The 16,217-nt window shown below is 71.5% G+C and carries 16 protein-coding genes; 8 read left to right on the top strand and 8 right to left on the bottom strand.

The features are described from left to right. Positions 1-21: 21 nt before the first annotated feature. Positions 22-735, top strand: coding sequence for a FadR/GntR family transcriptional regulator (locus EAO70_RS23005; protein ID WP_148004698.1), 714 nt, complete (start codon positions 22-24; stop codon positions 733-735). Here EAO70_RS23005 and EAO70_RS23000 read toward each other — a convergent pair. The 3 genes from EAO70_RS23000 to fabG all read right to left on the bottom strand — a co-directional run bounded on the left by EAO70_RS23000 (position 680) and on the right by fabG (position 2,749). Beyond that, positions 680-1,090 carry a hypothetical protein gene (locus EAO70_RS23000; RefSeq protein WP_148004697.1) on the bottom strand — a complete coding sequence of 137 codons (411 nt, stop codon included), beginning with the start codon at positions 1,088-1,090 and terminating at the stop codon, positions 680-682. The genes EAO70_RS23005 and EAO70_RS23000 overlap by 56 nt on opposite strands. A gap of 163 nt (positions 1,091-1,253) precedes the next feature. Further along, positions 1,254-2,030, bottom strand: coding sequence for an enoyl-ACP reductase FabI (fabI, locus tag EAO70_RS22995; RefSeq protein ID WP_148004696.1), 777 nt, complete (start codon positions 2,028-2,030; stop codon positions 1,254-1,256). A gap of 2 nt (positions 2,031-2,032) precedes the next feature. Then, positions 2,033-2,749, bottom strand: a complete 717-nt coding sequence (fabG, locus tag EAO70_RS22990; protein ID WP_148004695.1) for a 3-oxoacyl-[acyl-carrier-protein] reductase — start codon at positions 2,747-2,749, stop codon at positions 2,033-2,035. 243 nt (positions 2,750-2,992) lie between these two features. On the opposite strand from fabG, the gene EAO70_RS22985 reads away from it, so the two are divergent. The 3 genes from EAO70_RS22985 (at position 2,993) to tyrS (ending at position 7,485) form a co-directional block, all read left to right on the top strand. Next, entirely contained in the window at positions 2,993-4,516 is a 1,524-nt protein-coding gene (locus tag EAO70_RS22985) for a TldD/PmbA family protein (protein WP_148004694.1), read from the top strand. Between the two features lie 255 nt (positions 4,517-4,771). After that, positions 4,772-6,163 (top strand): metallopeptidase TldD-related protein, encoded by a 1,392-nt coding sequence (locus tag EAO70_RS22980; RefSeq protein WP_148004693.1) that lies wholly within the window; start codon positions 4,772-4,774, stop codon positions 6,161-6,163. Positions 6,164-6,216: 53 nt separating this feature from the next. Next, positions 6,217-7,485, top strand: a complete 1,269-nt coding sequence (tyrS, locus tag EAO70_RS22975) for a tyrosine--tRNA ligase (RefSeq protein WP_148004692.1) — start codon at positions 6,217-6,219, stop codon at positions 7,483-7,485. 83 nt (positions 7,486-7,568) lie between these two features. Here the strand turns inward: tyrS and EAO70_RS22970 are convergent, their stop codons facing one another. Then, entirely contained in the window at positions 7,569-7,844 is a 276-nt protein-coding gene (locus EAO70_RS22970; protein WP_148004691.1) for a GlsB/YeaQ/YmgE family stress response membrane protein, read from the bottom strand. 169 nt (positions 7,845-8,013) lie between these two features. Between EAO70_RS22970 and EAO70_RS22965 the strand changes: the two genes are divergently transcribed. Further along, on the top strand, positions 8,014-8,376 hold the full coding sequence (locus EAO70_RS22965) for a DUF3099 domain-containing protein (protein WP_148004690.1): 363 nt from the start codon (positions 8,014-8,016) through the stop codon (positions 8,374-8,376). A gap of 182 nt (positions 8,377-8,558) precedes the next feature. Continuing rightward, entirely contained in the window at positions 8,559-8,768 is a 210-nt protein-coding gene (locus EAO70_RS22960) for a hypothetical protein (RefSeq protein WP_148004689.1), read from the top strand. Between the two features lie 28 nt (positions 8,769-8,796). Here the strand turns inward: EAO70_RS22960 and moaA are convergent, their stop codons facing one another. The 3 genes from moaA to EAO70_RS22945 all read right to left on the bottom strand — a co-directional run bounded on the left by moaA (position 8,797) and on the right by EAO70_RS22945 (position 11,961). Beyond that, positions 8,797-9,786 carry a GTP 3',8-cyclase MoaA gene (gene moaA / locus EAO70_RS22955; RefSeq protein WP_187283992.1) on the bottom strand — a complete coding sequence of 330 codons (990 nt, stop codon included), beginning with the start codon at positions 9,784-9,786 and terminating at the stop codon, positions 8,797-8,799. A gap of 166 nt (positions 9,787-9,952) precedes the next feature. Next, complete coding sequence (locus EAO70_RS22950; protein ID WP_148004687.1) at positions 9,953-11,590, bottom strand: cation acetate symporter; 1,638 nt, start codon at positions 11,588-11,590, stop codon at positions 9,953-9,955. Next, positions 11,587-11,961 carry a DUF485 domain-containing protein gene (locus tag EAO70_RS22945; RefSeq protein WP_148004686.1) on the bottom strand — a complete coding sequence of 125 codons (375 nt, stop codon included), beginning with the start codon at positions 11,959-11,961 and terminating at the stop codon, positions 11,587-11,589. Before EAO70_RS22945 ends, EAO70_RS22950 begins: the two co-directional genes overlap by 4 nt. Before the next feature lie 272 nt (positions 11,962-12,233). Here EAO70_RS22945 and EAO70_RS22940 point away from each other — a divergent pair, with 272 nt between their 5' ends. After that, the gene (locus EAO70_RS22940) at positions 12,234-13,778 is read left to right on the top strand and encodes a S8 family peptidase (protein ID WP_148004685.1); all 1,545 of its coding nucleotides are present in this window, start codon (positions 12,234-12,236) and stop codon (positions 13,776-13,778) included. A 79-nt stretch (positions 13,779-13,857) separates the two neighbouring features. Beyond that, positions 13,858-15,174: a CoA transferase gene (locus tag EAO70_RS22935; protein ID WP_148004684.1), complete on the top strand. Its 1,317-nt coding sequence runs from the start codon at positions 13,858-13,860 to the stop codon at positions 15,172-15,174. On the opposite strand, the gene EAO70_RS22930 is transcribed toward EAO70_RS22935, so the two are convergent. Beyond that, the gene (locus tag EAO70_RS22930) at positions 15,164-16,207 is read right to left on the bottom strand and encodes a zinc-dependent alcohol dehydrogenase family protein (RefSeq protein ID WP_148004683.1); all 1,044 of its coding nucleotides are present in this window, start codon (positions 16,205-16,207) and stop codon (positions 15,164-15,166) included. The genes EAO70_RS22935 and EAO70_RS22930 overlap by 11 nt on opposite strands. Between the last annotated feature and the right edge of the window lie 10 nt (positions 16,208-16,217).

Below are 16,217 nucleotides of genomic sequence, written 5' to 3'. Positions count from 1 at the left end.
GGACGAATGGGAAGGTGCTCCATGGCCCTCGGCCACCCCCGGCGCGCAGGCCTCTCCGATCAGGTGATCGCCGAGCTGCGGAACCAGATCACCTCCGGCGAGTGGCCGGTGGGCTCACGGATCCCGACCGAGCCCGAGCTGGTCGAGCAGCTGGGCGTGGCCCGCAACACCGTGCGCGAGGCGGTCCGGGCCCTGGCCCACAACGGGCTCCTCGACATCCGCCAGGGCTCCGGGACGTACGTCGTCGCCACCAGCGAGCTGGCCGGCGTCATGCACCGCCGCTTCGCCGGCTCCGACCCCCGGCACGTCGCCGAGCTGCGCTCGACCCTGGAGTCCGCCGCGGCACGCCTCGCGGCCGCGCGGCGCGGCGAGCGCGACCTGAAGCAGCTCGACGCCCTGCTGGTCCGCCGGGAGGAGGCCTGGGAGTCCGGTGACGCCGAACGGTTCGTGACCACCGACGCGGCCTTCCACCACGCGGTCGTCGCCGCCTCGGGCAACGAGGTGCTCACCGAGCTCTACGCCGACCTCGGCGACCTGCTGCGGGAGTGGCTGCGCGACGACGTCGGGCAGGTGCTGCTGCCGGAGAACTGGATGGACCACGGGCGGCTGGTGGACGCGATCCGGAAGGGCGACGCGGAGCGGGCGGGCACGGAGGCCGCCGGCTACCCCTACATGTGCCTCAGGAGCCCCGTACCGGAGTCGGGTCGGGAGTCCCGTCCGCCGGCTGGTGCGTGATCCAGGCGGACCGGACCTCCTTCCAGCAGCGGCCGGTGATGCTGCCGTAGTCGGCGGGGGCGACCTCCACGGGGGCGCTGTCGGAGTCGACGTCCCACCAGCGCTCGCACTCGACGTGGAGGCGGACCCGGTCGGTGCGGGGGTACGGGTTCCGGCAGTGGGCGGTGACGGTCGAGCCCTGGACGACGGTCTGGCAGGAGGCGCCGAAGTTCTCCTTCTCGTCCGCCGCCGGGGCGGCCGCGGGCGCTTCCTCGGCCGGGGCAGGCGCCGCCCGGACCTCTGCGGCGACGGCTGTCCCGGTGAGCAGTACGGCGACGGAGACGAACGCGCCGAACCCGTGACGTATCGCGTGCATGCCCGTACCTCCTCCCCGTCAGCAGCAGTAGCATCGCGCTCTGCCCCAGTCTGGGGTGGTTCGTTCGACTTTTCGAGTCGTGCACGGCTTGCGGAACGGCGAGGGCCGTGTGTCCGTCCCCTTCGGGGCGGCCACACGGCCCTGGTGTCGCGGTGCGGAGCGGTTACGCGCCGATGGCGTGCAGACCGCCGTCCACGTGGATGATCTCGCCCGTGGTCTTCGGGAACCAGTCGGAGAGCAGCGCGACGATGCCGCGGCCGGCCGGCTCCGGGTCCGTGAGCTCCCACTCCAGCGGGGAGCGGCTGTCCCAGACGGAGGCCAGCTCGCCGAAGCCGGGGATCGACTTCGCGGCCATCGAGCCGAGCGGGCCCGCCGAGATCAGGTTGCAGCGGATGTTCTGCTTGCCCAGGTCACGGGCCATGTAGCGGCTGGTGGCCTCCAGGGCGGCCTTGGCCGGGCCCATCCAGTCGTACTGCGGCCAGGCGAACTTCGCGTCGAAGGTGAGGCCGACGACCGAGCCGCCCTCGCTCATCAGCGGCAGCAGCGCCATCGTCAGCGACTTCAGGGAGAAGGCGGAGACGTGCATGGCGGTGGCCACGGACTCGAACGGGGTGTTGAGGAAGTTGCCGCCGAGGGCGTCCTGCGGCGCGAAGCCGATGGAGTGCACGACGCCGTCGAGGCGGTCGCCCAGGTGCTCGCGGACCTGGCCCTCCAGGCGGGCGAGGTGCTCGTCGTTCGAGACGTCGAGCTCCAGCACCTTGACCTTGTCGGGGTGGGGCAGCTTCTTGGCGATGCGCTCGGTCAGCGTCGGCCGCGGCCAGGCGGTGAGAATGATCTCCGCGCCCTGCTCCTGGGCCAGCTTGGCGGCGTGGAAGGCGATGGAGGACTCCATCAGCACACCGGTGATGAGGATGCGCTTGCCCTCGAGAATTCCGCTCATGGTCAGTGACCCATGCCCAATCCGCCGTCAACCGGGATGACGGCTCCAGTGATGTACGAGGCGTCGTCGGAGGCGAGGAACGACACCGCGGCGGCGATCTCCTCCGGCTGGGCGTAGCGGCCCAGCGGCACCTGGGACACGATGCCCGCGCGCTGCTCGTCGGTGAGCACGGCGGTCATGTCGGTGTCGACGAAACCAGGGGCGACGACGTTGAAGGTGATGTTGCGGGAGCCGAGCTCACGCGCGAGGGAACGGGCGAAGCCCACCAGACCGGCCTTCGAGGCGGCGTAGTTGGCCTGGCCCGCGGAGCCCAGCAGACCGACCACCGAGGAGATCAGGACGACGCGGCCCTTCTTGGCGCGCAGCATCCCGCGGTTGGCACGCTTGACGACCCGGAAGGTGCCGGTGAGGTTGGTGTCGACGACAGAGGTGAAGTCCTCCTCGGACATCCGCATGAGGAGCTGGTCCTTCGTCACGCCGGCGTTGGCCACGAGGACCTCCACCGGACCGTGCTTCTCCTCGATCTCCTTGTAGGCCCGGTCGACCTGCTCGGAGTCGGTGATGTCGCACTTGACGGCCAGGAAACCGTCCTTCTCCAGCTCGGCGGGGTCGCCGGAGCGGTACGTGATCGCGACCTTGTCGCCGGACTCGGCGAACGCGCGGGCGATGGCGAGGCCGATGCCCCGGTTTCCTCCGGTGACGAGAACCGAGCGGCTCAACGGATCACCCTTTCGATAGCGGTCTGGTAGCCGAAAACCTATCGGTATCGCTCCCGACATGAGGAATCGACCTCCGACAGTGGCGCCCGGGCGTCACTGTCGGGTCCCTACAGCTCAGGCCGCCCCGCGTCACGTAATGCGCCGACTCCGCGCGGCGTCCCGTGATTGACTTCCGACGCAGATCAACGACAGCTCCATCCCTGCTCGACCCCAGCCTTCCGATCACCGAGAGCGAGGCCGCTCGTGGTCCACCAGATCGACCCTTCGTTCGTCGCGCTGCCCCTGCGGGCGCTCGCCGACGCGGCGCTCGCCCGGGCGCGCGCGCTCGGCGCCGAGCACGCGGACTTCCGCCTGGAGCGGGTGCGCAGCGCCTCCTGGCGGCTGCGCGACGCCAAACCGTCCGGTTCCTCGGACACCACGGATCTCGGCTACGCGGTGCGGGTGGTGCACGGCGGCGCCTGGGGCTTCGCGTCCGGCGTCGACCTGACGATGGACGGAGCCGCCAAGGTCGCCTCGCAGGCGGTCGCCATGGCCAAGCTGTCGGCCAAGGTGATCGCGGCGGCCGGATCCGACGAACGCGTGGAGCTCGCGGCGGAGCCGGTGCACGAGGAGCGCACCTGGGTCTCCTCGTACGAGATCGACCCCTTCTCCATCCCCGCCGAGGAGAAGAGCGCGCTGCTCGCGGACTGGAGCTCCCGGCTGCTGCGGGCGGAGGGCGTGGCGCACGTGGACGCCTCGCTGCTGACCGTCCACGAGAACAAGTTCTATGCGGACACGGCCGGCACCGTGACCACCCAGCAGCGCGTCCGGCTGCACCCCCAGCTGACGGCCGTCGCGGTCGACGAGACGACCGGCGAGTTCGACTCGATGCGGACGATCGCGCCGCCGGTCGGACGGGGCTGGGAGTACCTGACGGGCACCGGCTGGGACTGGGACAAGGAGCTGGACGAGATCCCGGCGCTGCTCGCGGAGAAGATGCGGGCGCCGAGCGTGGAGGCGGGCCGGTACGACCTGGTCGTGGACCCGTCGAACCTCTGGCTGACCATTCACGAGTCCATCGGCCACGCCACCGAGCTGGACCGGGCGCTGGGCTACGAGGCGGCGTACGCCGGCACGTCCTTCGCGACCTTCGACCAGCTGGGCAAGCTGGCGTACGGCTCCTCGATCATGAACGTGACGGGCGACCGGACGGCCGAGCACGGTCTGGCGACCGTCGGGTTCGACGACGAGGGCGTCGAGGCGCAGAGCTGGGACCTGGTGAAGGACGGCACGCTCGTCGGCTACCAGCTGGACCGGCGGATCGCGAAGCTCACCGGTCTCGGCCGGTCGAACGGCTGCGCCTTCGCCGACTCCCCCGCGCACGTGCCGATGCAGCGGATGGCGAACGTCTCCCTCCAGCCGGACCCGGGCGGCCTGTCGACCGAGGATCTGATCGGGGGCGTGGAGCGCGGGATCTACGTGGTCGGTGACCGGTCCTGGTCGATCGACATGCAGCGCTACAACTTCCAGTTCACCGGGCAGCGCTTCTTCCGCATCGAGAACGGCCGGCTCGCCGGGCAGCTGCGGGACGTGGCCTACCAGGCGACGACCACGGACTTCTGGGGCTCGATGGAGCAGGTCGGCGGCCCGCAGACGTACGTCCTCGGCGGCGCCTTCAACTGCGGCAAGGCCCAGCCGGGCCAGGTCGCCGCCGTCTCCCACGGCTGCCCCTCCGCCCTCTTCCGGGGCGTCAACATCCTCAACACGACGCAGGAGGCCGGGCGATGAGCGTCAGCCACGACATCTGCCGGGGGTCCGGGGGTCGCCCCCCGGGCAAGCACCGTCTCAACACGACGCAGGAGGCCGGGCGATGAGCGTCAGCCACGACATCTGCCGGGGGTCCGGGGGTCGCCCCCCCGGGCAAGCACCGTCTCAACACGACGCAGGAGGCCGGGCGATGAGCGTCAGCCACGACATCTGCCGGGGGTCCGGGGGTCGCCCCCCGGGCAAGCACTGTCTCAACACGACGCAGGAGGCCGGGCGATGAGCCGCGTCAGCAAGCCGTACGAGATCGTCGAGCGGGCCCTGGAGCTGTCGCGCGCCGACGGGTGTGTCGTCATCGCCGACGAGGAGTCCTCGGCGAACCTGCGGTGGGCGGGGAACGCGCTCACCACCAACGGGGTCACCCGCGGCCGTACCCTCACCGTCATCGCGACCGTCGACGGCGCGCAGGGCACTGCCTCCGGTGTCGTCTCCCGGTCCGCGGTGACCGTCGACGACCTGGAGCCGCTGGTGCGGGCCGCCGAGGCTGCCGCGCGGGCCGCCGGGCCCGCCGAGGACGCCCAGCCGCTGGTGACGGACGTGCCCGCGTCGCCCGACTTCACGGACGCGCCGGCCGAGACCTCCTCCGCGGTCTTCGCCGACTTCGCGCCGGCGCTCGGCGAGGCCTTCGCCCGCGCCCGGGCCGGCGGCCGTGAGCTCTACGGCTTCGCCCACCACGAGCTGACCTCCACCTACCTGGGGACGTCGACGGGGCTGCGGCTCCGGCACGACCAGCCCAACGGGACCCTGGAGCTGAACGCCAAGTCCCCCGACCGCGCGCGCTCGGCCTGGGCCGGACGCTCGACGCGGGACTTCAAGGACGTCGACCCGGCCGCCCTCGACGCCGAGCTGGCGACCCGGCTGGGCTGGGCGGAGCGCCGGATCGAGCTGCCCGCCGGGCGGTACGAGACGCTGCTGCCGCCTACCGCCGTGGCCGACCTGCTGATCTACCAGCTGTGGAACTCCACGGCCCGGGACGCGGTCGAGGGCCGTACGGTCTTCTCCAAGCCAGGTGGCGGCACCCGGCTCGGCGAGACCCTCTCCCCGCTGCCGCTGACCCTGCGCAGCGACCCGAACGAGCCGGGCCTGGAGTCCGCGCCGTTCGTCGTCGCCCACTCCTCGGGCGACGACTCCTCCGTCTTCGACAACGGCCTGCCGATCGCCCCCACGGACTGGGTGCGGGACGGAAGGCTGGAGCGGCTGATCACCACCCGGCACTCGGCGGAACTCACCCGCCTGCCCGTGGCCCCCGGCGCGGGGAACCTGATCCTGGACGGCGGCGGCGAACGCTCCCTGGAGGAGATGGTCGCCTCGACGGAGCGGGGCCTGCTCCTCACCTGCCTCTGGTACATCCGCGAGGTCGACCCGGCGACGCTGCTGCTGACCGGACTGACCCGGGACGGCGTGTACCTCGTCGAGAACGGCGAGGTGGTCGGCGAGGTGAACAACTTCCGGTTCAACGAGTCGCCGGTGGACCTGCTGTCGCGGGCCTCCGAGGCGGGCCGGACGGAGAAGACGCTGCCGCGCGAGTGGAGCGACTGGTTCACCCGGGCGGCGATGCCCGCCCTGCGGATCCCCGACTTCAACATGAGCTCGGTCAGCAAGGGGGTCTGACCCACCTAGACTGAGACGACTTTTCCCACCGGACGCACAAGGAGACGGACGACGTGACCGACATCGTCGACGAGCTGAAGTGGCGTGGGCTCTTCGCCCAGTCCACCGACGAGGACGCACTGCGCAAGGCTCTCGCGGACGGTCCCGTCACCTTCTATTGCGGTTTCGACCCGACCGCGGCCAGTCTCCACGTCGGCCACCTGGTCCAGGTCCTCACCGTCCGCCGGCTCCAGCAGGCCGGGCACCGGCCGCTGGCGCTGGTCGGCGGGGCCACCGGGCAGATCGGTGACCCGCGGCCGACGGCGGAGCGCACCCTGAACGACCCCGAGACGGTCGCGAACTGGGTGAACCGGCTGCGGACGCAGATCGAGCCGTTCCTCTCCTTCGAGGGGGAGAACGCCGCGGTCATGGTGAACAACCTGGACTGGACCGCCGGGATGTCCGCGATCGAGTTCCTGCGGGACATCGGCAAGCACTTCCGGGTCAACAAGATGCTGACCAAGGACTCCGTGGCCCGGCGCCTGGAGTCCGAGCAGGGCATCAGCTACACGGAGTTCAGCTACCAGCTGCTCCAGGCGATGGACTTCCTGGAGCTGTACCGGCGCTACGGCTGCACCCTCCAGCAGGGCGGCTCGGACCAGTGGGGCAACCTGGTGGCCGGCCTCGACCTGATCCACCGGCTGGAGCCGGGCGTCGAGGCGCACGCGCTGGCGACCCCGCTGATGGTCAAGGCGGACGGCACCAAGTTCGGCAAGACCGAGAGCGGCGCCGTCTGGCTCGACCCGGAGATGACGACGCCGTACGCGTTCTACCAGTTCTGGCTGAACGTGGACGACCGGGACATCTCGACCTACATGCGGATCCTCTCCTTCTCGTCCCGCGAGGAGCTGGAGGAGCTGGAGCGGCAGACCGCCGAGCGGCCGCAGGCCCGTGCCGCGCAGCGCGCGCTGGCCGAGGAGCTGACCGCCCTGGTGCACGGCGCCGACCAGTGCGCGGCCGTCATCGACGCCTCCAAGGCGCTGTTCGGCCAGGGCGACCTGGCGGAGCTGGACGAGGCGACGCTGGCCGCCGCCCTGTCCGAGCTGCCGCACGCCCGGGTGACGGAGCTCGGCCAGGTCGTCGACCTGTTCACCGAGGTCGGTCTGGCCCCGAGCAGGTCGGCGGCGCGCCGTACGGTGAAGGAGGGCGGGGCGTACGTGAACAACGTGAAGGTCACCGCCGAGGACGCCGAGGTGTCGGCGGCGGAGCTGCTGCACGGCCGCTGGCTGGTGCTGCGGCGAGGCAAGAAGAACCTGGCGGCGATCGAGCTGGCCGGCGCCTGACACCCGGACACGCCGGAGGGCCCGGTACGGCAGATGGTGTGCCGTACCGGGCCCTCCGGCGTACGGGGTCCCGGCGAAGACGTCTAGGCCCGTCGTCTGTTGCCCTTGATCGAGGCCCACAGCATGTCCCCCACTCCGACCACGGCGACGGCGCCGATGAGCTGGAGCAGGTGGCGGGTCCAGTCGATGCCCTTGGTGTCGTTGACGCCGATCCAGGTCGCGACGGCGTTGCCGAGCACGCTGCCGAGAATGCCGAACACGGTCGTCAGCCAGAGCGGGATCTGCTGCTTACCGGGCAGGATCGCCTTCGCGATCAGACCCAGGACGAATCCCACGATGATCGCCCACAACCAACTCATCGTCGCCTCCTTGTACGCATGTGCGCCCAGTCTCGGCCCATCCGTCATACGCCGCATGTCGGACAGCTCCATCCGTGCCCCGGTCTCGTCGGCCGGGAGGGGCGGGCGTACCGTGGAACGAGGTCCGGACCCGGCGGGGTCCGGCGCGACCGGTGGATGGTGGGCGGCGATGGCGAAGCGCGACGGAGGCGAGGTCTTCCGGATCACGGGGGCGCGGCAGGGGCTCGCGGACGACGTCCGGGGGCGCCAGCGGCGCTATGTCATCTCGATGACGGTCCGGACGCTGTCGGTGATCGCGGCGGCGGTGCTGTGGAACGTCGAGCGGCACGTGGCGATCGTGGCGCTGGCCCTGGGGATCCTGCTCCCCTACATCGCCGTGGTCATCGCGAACGCGGGCCGTGAGACGGCCCCGTCCCTTCCGTCCACGTTCGTACCGGCTCCGGTGCGGCCCGCGCTCGGAGTCGGGGAGGTCCCCTCGGAGGGGAACGCCGGGAACGGCGGGGACACGCAGCGACCGTACGGCCAGAATTGATCACGGACAGTGGCCGGAAAGCTCAAGAAAAGCTCAGATCAATCGTGAAGTTCCGGTGCACCGCACCCCATGTGCCGTGACATACTGCGTACGCGCTCCGCATCCCCCGTCGGAGCGACAGACCGATGCCGGGCAGCTCCCCCCGTGGCTGCTCGGCATCGCCTTTGCTGGACAATGATCAGGTGAGCGAAGAGAAGCCGATCTGTTCCGCCAAGGGCTGCCGCGCCGACGCCGTCTGGGTCCTCGCGTGGAACAACCCCAAGCTGCACACCCCCGAGCGCCGCAAGACGTGGCTCGCGTGCGAGGAGCACCGGGAGCACCTGTCCCAGTTCCTGGGCGTACGGGGATTCCTCAAGGACGTCGTACCGCTGGCCGACTGGGAGTCGGCCTAGCCGCGGTCCGGGCCGAGGGACTCTGCGGTCAGCCGCCGATCGCCGACATCGGGCGGTCGGGCTGGAGGAACTCCGGGTCGTCGAGGCCGGAGCCGGCCTTCTTGCCCCACATCGCCTTCCGCCACAGCTCCGCGACCTCGGCGTCGGAGGCGTCCGAGCGGAGGGTGGCCCGCAGGTCCGTCTCCTCGGTGGCGAACAGGCAGGTCCGCACCTGGCCGTCGGCGGTGAGCCGGGTACGGTCGCAGGCCCGGCAGAACGGCCGGGTGACGGAGGCGATGACGCCGACGGTGTGCGGTCCGCCGTCGACGACCCAGCGCTCGGCGGGGGCGGAGCCGCGCTCGTCGGCGCCTTCCGGTGTCAGGGCGAAGCGGGTGCGCAGGGACTCCAGGATGTCCCCGGCGGTGATCATGCCGTCGCGCTTCCAGCCGTGCTGGGCGTCGAGCGGCATCTGCTCGATGAAGCGGAGTTCGTAGCCCTCCTCGACCGCCCAGGCGAGCAGGTCGGGTGCCTCGTCGGCGTTGAGCCCGGGCATCAGGACGGCGTTGACCTTGACCGGGGTGAGGCCGGCGTCGCGGGCGGCGGCCATGCCGTCGAGGACGTCCTGGTGGCGGTCGCGCCGGGTCAGGGTCTTGAAGACCTCGGGCCGCAGGGTGTCCAGGGAGACGTTGACCCGGTCCAGGCCGGCGGCCTTGAGCGCGGCGGCGGTGCGCTTGAGCCCGATGCCGTTGGTGGTGAGGGACATCCTGGGGCGCGGCTCCAGGGCCGCGCAGCGCTCGACGATGCCGACGAGTCCGGGGCGGAGCAGGGGTTCGCCGCCGGTGAAGCGGACCTCGGTGACGCCGAGGTCGGTGACGGCGATGCGGATGAGCCGGACGATCTCGTCGTCGGTGAGCAGGTCGGGCTTCGCGAGCCACTGCAGGCCCTCTTCCGGCATGCAGTACGTGCAGCGGAGATTGCAGCGGTCGGTGAGCGAGACGCGCAGGTCGGTTGCCACCCGGCCGAAGGTGTCGATGAGCACTGTGGGCCCCCTCCCCGTCTTGGTGTGGGCGTGTGGTTCGAGCCTACGTGAGCGGGCGGCCGGCGAGCAGGGCAGATTGTCACGAGGACCGGCGCGGCCGCGTCGTAGAYRTCTACGACGCGGCCGCCCGGAGGTCGCGGACCGTGTACGGCCGACTGCGCTGGGGTCAGTGCTTGACCGCGGCGGCGACCCCGACGCCGGTGAGGGACTTGACCTCCAGCTCGGCGTACTTGCCCGCGTCCGGCTCCTCCTTGGAGAAGAGGGAGCCGAGCCAGCCGAGGAGGAAGCCGAGCGGGATCGAGACGAGGCCGGGGTTCTCCAGCGGGAACCAGTGGAAGTCCACGCCCTTGAACATCGAGGCCGGGCCGCCGGAGACGACCGGGGAGAACAGGACGAGGACGACGGAGGAGATCAGTCCGCCGTAGATCGACCAGAGCGCGCCCTGGGTGGTGAACCTCTTCCAGAACAGCGAGTAGAGGATCGTGGGCAGGTTGGCGGAGGCCGCGACGGCGAAGGCGAGGGCGACCAGGCCGGCGACGTTGAGGTCGCGGGCGAGGGCGCCGAGGGCGATCGAGACGATGCCGATGAGGACGGTGGACAGCCGGGCCGCCCGCATCTCCTCCTGTTCGGTGGCCTTCCCGCGCTTGATCACGTTCGCGTAGATGTCGTGGGCGAAGGACGAGGACGAGGCCAGGGTCAGGCCGGCGACCACGGCGAGGATGGTGGCGAAGGCGACCGCGGAGATGACGGCGAGAAGGATCGCGCCGCCGGTGGAGCCGGCGCCGCCGCCGACCTCCAGGGCGGTGAGCGGGGCCGCCGTGTTGCCCGCCTTGTTGGACGCCGTGATGGTGTCGCCGCTGAGCAGCGCGGCGGCGCCGAAGCCGAGGACGATCGTCATCAGGTAGAAGCCGCCGATGATGCCGATGGCCCAGTTGACCGACTTACGGGCGGCCTTGGCGGTCGGCACCGTGTAGAAGCGGATCAGGATGTGCGGCAGTCCGGCGGTGCCGAGGACCAGGGCGATGCCGAGGGAGAGGAAGTCCAGCTTCGAGAGGGCGGTGGCGCCGTACTTGAGGCCGGGTTCCAGGAAGGCGTCGCCCTTGCCGCTGTTGGTGGCGGCGGCGCCGAGCAGCTGCGAGAGGTTGAAGTCGAACTTCAGCAGGATGAGGAAGGTGATGAGGAGCGTGCCCGCGATGAGCAGGACGGCCTTGACCATCTGCACCCAGGTGGTGCCCTTCATGCCGCCGATCGTCACGTAGACGATCATCAGGACGCCGACCAGGGCGACGATCCCGATCTTGCCGCCGTCGCTGGTGATGCCGAGGAGCAGCGACACGAGGACGCCGGCGCCCGCCATCTGCGCCAGCAGGTAGAAGATGGACACGACGATGGTGGAGGTGCCGGCGGCGGTGCGGACCGGGCGCTGGCGCATCCGGTAGGCGAGGACGTCGCCCATGGTGAACCGGCCGGAGTTGCGGAGCGGTTCGGCGACCAGCAGCAGGGCGACGAGCCAGGCGACCAGGAAGCCGATCGAGTACAGGAAGCCGTCGTAGCCGTAGAGGGCGATGGCGCCGCTGATGCCGAGGAAGGAGGCGGCGGACATGTAGTCGCCGGAGATCGCGAGGCCGTTCTGGAAGCCGGTGAACTGGCTGCCGCCGGCGTAGAAGTCGGCGGCGCTGCGGGTCTGCCGGCCGGCCCAGACGGTGATGGCCAGGGTCGCGATGACGAAGGCGCCGAAGAGGGCGATGATCAGGGGTCGGTGCTCGCTGGTGGCGTTGGCCGCGAGCAGGACGGGGGTGTTCATGCGTCGCCCTCCATGCGCTTTCTGATGGCGTCGGCCTGGGGGTCGAGCCGGTTCGCCGCGTGCCGGGAGTAGAGCCAGGCGATGAGGAAGGTGGTGGCGAACTGGCCGAGTCCCAGGACCAGGGCCACGTTGATGTTGCCGACGACCTTGGTCCCCATGAAGCCGCCCGCGTAGTTGGAGAGCAGCACGTACAGCAGGTACCAGGCGATGAAGGCCAGGGTGAGCGGGAAGGCGAAGGAGCGGTACGTGCGGCGGAGTTCGCCGAACTCGGCCCCCTCCTGCACCTCGATGAACTGCTCCGTGCCGGGCCCGGCGGGACCCGCGGGGCCCTCCGTCCCGTCTCTGGTCGGCGGGGGTGCTTCGGTAGGCACGGACTCTCCTCGTGACGCGGGGGCGGACGGCATGGACAAGGGGGCCTCACCGGGGTGTGGAACCGGGGGCTCCGGCCGGAGCCCCTCCCCTGCCCAACGGCACGGCGCCGAACGGGAAGTGGTTCACGCCGAGGATTTCTTCGGTCAGATCTTCATGAAGTCTTCTCAACTCATTGATGGGCGAGGAAGATCAGCGATAGCTTCACTCGTCATGCACCTGTCCGCGCGTAAACCCGCGCGCGGGCAGTACATACGGATGATGTGGAGAACCCATGGCTCATCTGGGATCGAGGCGCGGCCGAGCTCTCGCTCTGCCTGTTGGTCTCGCGCTCACGGCCTCGCTCGGCTTCCTTCCCTCCGGCGCTGCCTCCGCCGCGGAACTGAGCGACGCACCGGCGAAGGCCACCGTGGCGACGAACGGGCCGAAGCTGTCCTACGTCGTGAACGTCGGCGCGGGTCGCGGCACTCCCGCCGCGGTGCGGAAGTCGATCGTCCGGGCCGGTGGCACGGTGGTCGTCTCGTACGACCAGATAGGTGTCATAGTCGTCCACTCGCAGAACCCCGAGTTCGCGAAGGAGATCCGTCGGGCCTACGGCGTGGTGTCGGCCGGTTCGACCCGCACCGCCCCGCTCTCCGTGCAGACGGACAACTCCGTCGGCGGCGGCTCGCAGGCGCTGACCGAGGCCGAGGCCAAGGCCGCCGCCGCCCGTGCGACGGACGAGCAGGACGCCCTCGAGCCCCTGCAGTGGGACCTCCCGGCGATCAAGGCCGACAAGGCGCACAAGCGGACCCTCGGCAGCAAGCGGGTCACCGTCGGCGTCATCGACACGGGTGTCGACGACACCCACCCGGACCTGGCGCCGAACTTCGACGCCAAGGCCTCCGCGAACTGTGTCTCCGGCAAGGCGGACACCACCCCCGGTTCATGGCGTCCGAACCCGGGCGAGAGCGACCACGGCACCCACGTCGCCGGTACGATCGCCGCCGCCAAGAACGGCATCGGCATCACCGGTGTCGCCCCGGGCGTGAAGGTCTCCGGCATCAAGGTGTCGACCCCGGACGGCTTCTTCTACACGGAGGCCGTGGTCTGCGGCTTCGTGTGGGCGGCCGAGCACGGCGTCGACGTCACGAACAACAGCTACTACACCGACCCGTGGATGTTCGCGTGCAAGAACGACGCGGACCAGAAGGCGCTCATCGAGGCGGTCACCCGCGCGAGCCGCTACGCGGAGCACAAGGGCGCGGTCAACGTCGCGGCGGCCGGCAACTCGAAGTTCGACCTGGCGGCCGACGAGATCCTCGACAACAGCAGCCCGAACGACACCACCCCCGGTGACCGGGTCATCGACCCCAAGAAGTGCCTCGACTACCCGGCGATGCTGCCGGGTGTGGTCACGGTCTCCGCGACCGGCGCCAAGGGCCTGAAGTCGTCGTACTCGAACTACGGCCTGGGTGTCATCGACATCGCGGCCCCCGGCGGCGACAGCACCCGGTTCCAGACCCCGGAGCCCCCGGCGGTCAACGGCCTGATCCTGTCGACGACGGTCAACGGCGGCTACAACTACAAGGCCGGCACCTCGATGGCCGCGCCGCACGCGGCGGGCGTCCTGGCGCTGCTCAAGTCGACGTACCCCTCGGCGAGCCCGGCGGCCCTCAAGGCGCTGCTGTACGCGCAGGCCGACAAGCGCGCGTGCACCAACCCCTACGACATCGACGCCGACGGCAAGATCGACGCGGTGTGCGAGGGTGGCAAGAACAAGAACGGCTTCTACGGAGCCGGTCTGATCGACGCGCTGGACGCCGTCCGCCGTCACTAGGCACATGAGCGGATGAGGGCCCCGGTGTGCTGTGCCACACCGGGGCCCTTCGCATGGCACCGGGTGCCATAGTCGGCTCATGGGCAACGACAGCATGGACAACACGGTGCGCACGGGTACGGAGTTGCTGTGGTCGGTCCTCGGCGGTGATCCCGCCCTGGTGGACCGGGTGGAGTACGGCGGACCCGCGGGGCTGCTGGCCGCGCGGCTTCCGGTGATGGAGCTCGCCCGGGCCTCGGTCGCGGTCTGCTCGCTCGCCGCCGTGGAGCGGGCGGGGCTGCCCGGGCCGGTACGGGTGGACGACGGCGCCGTCGCCACCGCGTTCGTGAGCGAGCGGCAGCTGCGGGTCGACGGGCGGTCCCCGGTGAGCTTCGCCCCGCTCTCCCGATTCTGGCGGGCGGCCGACGGCTGGGTCCGCACGCATGCCAACTACCCGCACCACGAGGCGGCATTGCTGACCGCGCTCGATGTGCGGGACGGGTCCGTGGAGGCCGTCGGCGCCGCCATCGAGGCGCGCGGGGCGGTCGAGGTCGAGACGGCGGTGTACGCGGCCGGGGGTCTGGCCGTCGCGCTGCGGACGCCCGCGCGGTGGGCGGAGCATCCGCAGGGCCGGGAGGTGGCGGCGCGGCCGCTGCTGACCCGGGAGCGGCTCGACGACGCCCCGCCGCGGCGCCGCGGCGGGCCGCTGCGGGTCCTGGACCTGACCCGGGTGATCGCCGGGCCGGTCGCGACCCGGACGCTCGCGCTCCTCGGCGCGGACGTGCTGCGGATCGACCCGCCGGGCCGTCCCGAACTGCCGGACCAGCACGCGGACACGGACGTCGGCAAGCGGACCTCGGCGCTCGACCTGGACCGGCCGTCGGACCGGCGTACCTTCCAGGAGCTCCTGGACTCGGCCGACGTGCTGGTCACCGGCTACCGGCCGGGCGCGCTGGACCGCTTCGGCCTGGAGCGCCCCGGGCTGGTCACCGCGCGGCTCTCCGCCTGGGGCGAGTACGGCCCGTGGGCCGGGCGGCGCGGCTTCGACAGCCTGGTGCAGGTGGCGACCGGGATCGCGGTCACCGAGGGGTCGGCGGAGCGGCCGGGGACGCTGCCGGCGCAGGCGCTGGACCACGGGACCGGCTATCTGCTCGCGGCGGCGGTCCTGCGGTCGCTGACCGAGCAGGACCGGGACGGCGGCACGCGGCTGGTGCGGCTCGCCCTGGCCGGGACGGGGCACTGGCTGACGCACGCGCTGCCGCGGTACGAACCCGGGCGGTACGTCACCGACACGGAGGGGCCGCTCGGCCGGCTGCGGCACGCGCTGTCGCCCGTCGCGTACGAGGGCGGCCCGGCGGGCTGGTCCCGCCCGCCGGGCGTCCAGGGGGCCGACGCCCCCGCCTGGGCTACGGCGTGACGAGGACCTTGAGGGCGGTGCGCTCGTCCATCGCCCGGTAGCCGTCGGGGACTCCGTCGAGGCCGACGGTCAGGTCGAAGACCGGCGACGGGTCGATGGTGCCGTCGAGGACGTCGGGGAGCAGTTCCGGGATGTACGCGCGCACGGGGGCGACGCCGCCGCGCAGGGCGATGTTCCGGTCGAACATGACGGACAGGTCGAGTCCGGTGCCGCTGCCGTGGGGGACGCCGACGTAGCCGATCGAGCCGCCGTCGCGGGCGACGGCGACGGCGGTCCGCATGGACTGCTCGGTGCCGACGGCCTCGATGACGGCGTGGGCGCCCTGGCCGCCGGTGAGCTCGCGGACGGCGGCCTCGGCGGCCTCGCCGCGCTCGGCGACGACGTCGGTGGCGCCGAAGAGGCGGGCGATGTCGGTGCGGGCGGTGTGCCGGCCGAGCGCGATGATCCGCTCGGCGCCCAGGCGGCGGGCGGCGAGGACGCCGCAGAGGCCGACGGCGCCGTCGCCGACCACGGCGACGGTCGAGCCCTTGCGGACCCCGGCGCCGAGGGCGGCGTGGTGGCCGGTGCCCAGGACGTCGGAGAGCGCGAGGAGCGCGGTGAGGAGGCGGTCGTCCGAAGCGGCGTCGGCGGGGAGCTTGACGAGGGTGCCGTCGGCGAAGGGGACGCGGACGGCCTCGCCCTGGCCGCCGTCGGAGCCGACCGAGCCCCAGAAGCCGCCGCTCGGGCAGGAGGTCTGGAGGCCCTCGGCGCAGCGGTCGCAGGTGCCGTCGGACCAGACGAAGGGGGCGACGACGAGGTCTCCGGCGGTGAATCCGGTGACCTCGGAGCCCGCGGCCTCGACGATGCCGAGGAACTCGTGGCCGATGCGCTGGCCGGGCTGCCGGGCGGACTCGCCGCGGTAGGCCCACAGGTCGCTGCCGCAGACGCAGGCGCGCAGGACGCGGACGACGACGTCGGTGGCGTCCCGCACGACCGGGTCGGGCACGTCCTCCACGCGCAGGTCGAACGGGGCGTGGATGGTGGTGGCGCGCATGACGGACGTT

Origin of the sequence: Streptomyces sp. adm13(2018) (assembly GCF_008042145.1) — a bacterium.
Lineage (GTDB): Bacteria > Actinomycetota > Actinomycetes > Streptomycetales > Streptomycetaceae > Streptomyces.
The sequence above is the reverse complement of the archived record's forward strand: the minus strand, read 5'-3'. Positions and strand labels throughout refer to the sequence as shown.

What these genes read in the sequence shown, in the direction of transcription:
- EAO70_RS23005 (WP_148004698.1), top strand. Translation starts at nt 22, where the DNA reads ATGGCCCTCGGCCACCCCCGGCGCGCAGGCCTCTCCGATCAGGTGATC.
- EAO70_RS23000 (WP_148004697.1), bottom strand. Translation starts at nt 1,090, where the DNA reads ATGCACGCGATACGTCACGGGTTCGGCGCGTTCGTCTCCGTCGCCGTA.
- fabI (WP_148004696.1), bottom strand. Translation starts at nt 2,030, where the DNA reads ATGAGCGGAATTCTCGAGGGCAAGCGCATCCTCATCACCGGTGTGCTG.
- EAO70_RS22980 (WP_148004693.1), top strand. Translation starts at nt 4,772, where the DNA reads ATGAGCCGCGTCAGCAAGCCGTACGAGATCGTCGAGCGGGCCCTGGAG.
- EAO70_RS22970 (WP_148004691.1), bottom strand. Translation starts at nt 7,844, where the DNA reads ATGAGTTGGTTGTGGGCGATCATCGTGGGATTCGTCCTGGGTCTGATC.
- EAO70_RS22965 (WP_148004690.1), top strand. Translation starts at nt 8,014, where the DNA reads ATGGCGAAGCGCGACGGAGGCGAGGTCTTCCGGATCACGGGGGCGCGG.
- EAO70_RS22950 (WP_148004687.1), bottom strand. Translation starts at nt 11,590, where the DNA reads ATGAACACCCCCGTCCTGCTCGCGGCCAACGCCACCAGCGAGCACCGA.
- EAO70_RS22940 (WP_148004685.1), top strand. Translation starts at nt 12,234, where the DNA reads ATGGCTCATCTGGGATCGAGGCGCGGCCGAGCTCTCGCTCTGCCTGTT.
- EAO70_RS22935 (WP_148004684.1), top strand. Translation starts at nt 13,858, where the DNA reads ATGGGCAACGACAGCATGGACAACACGGTGCGCACGGGTACGGAGTTG.
- EAO70_RS22930 (WP_148004683.1), bottom strand. Translation starts at nt 16,207, where the DNA reads ATGCGCGCCACCACCATCCACGCCCCGTTCGACCTGCGCGTGGAGGAC.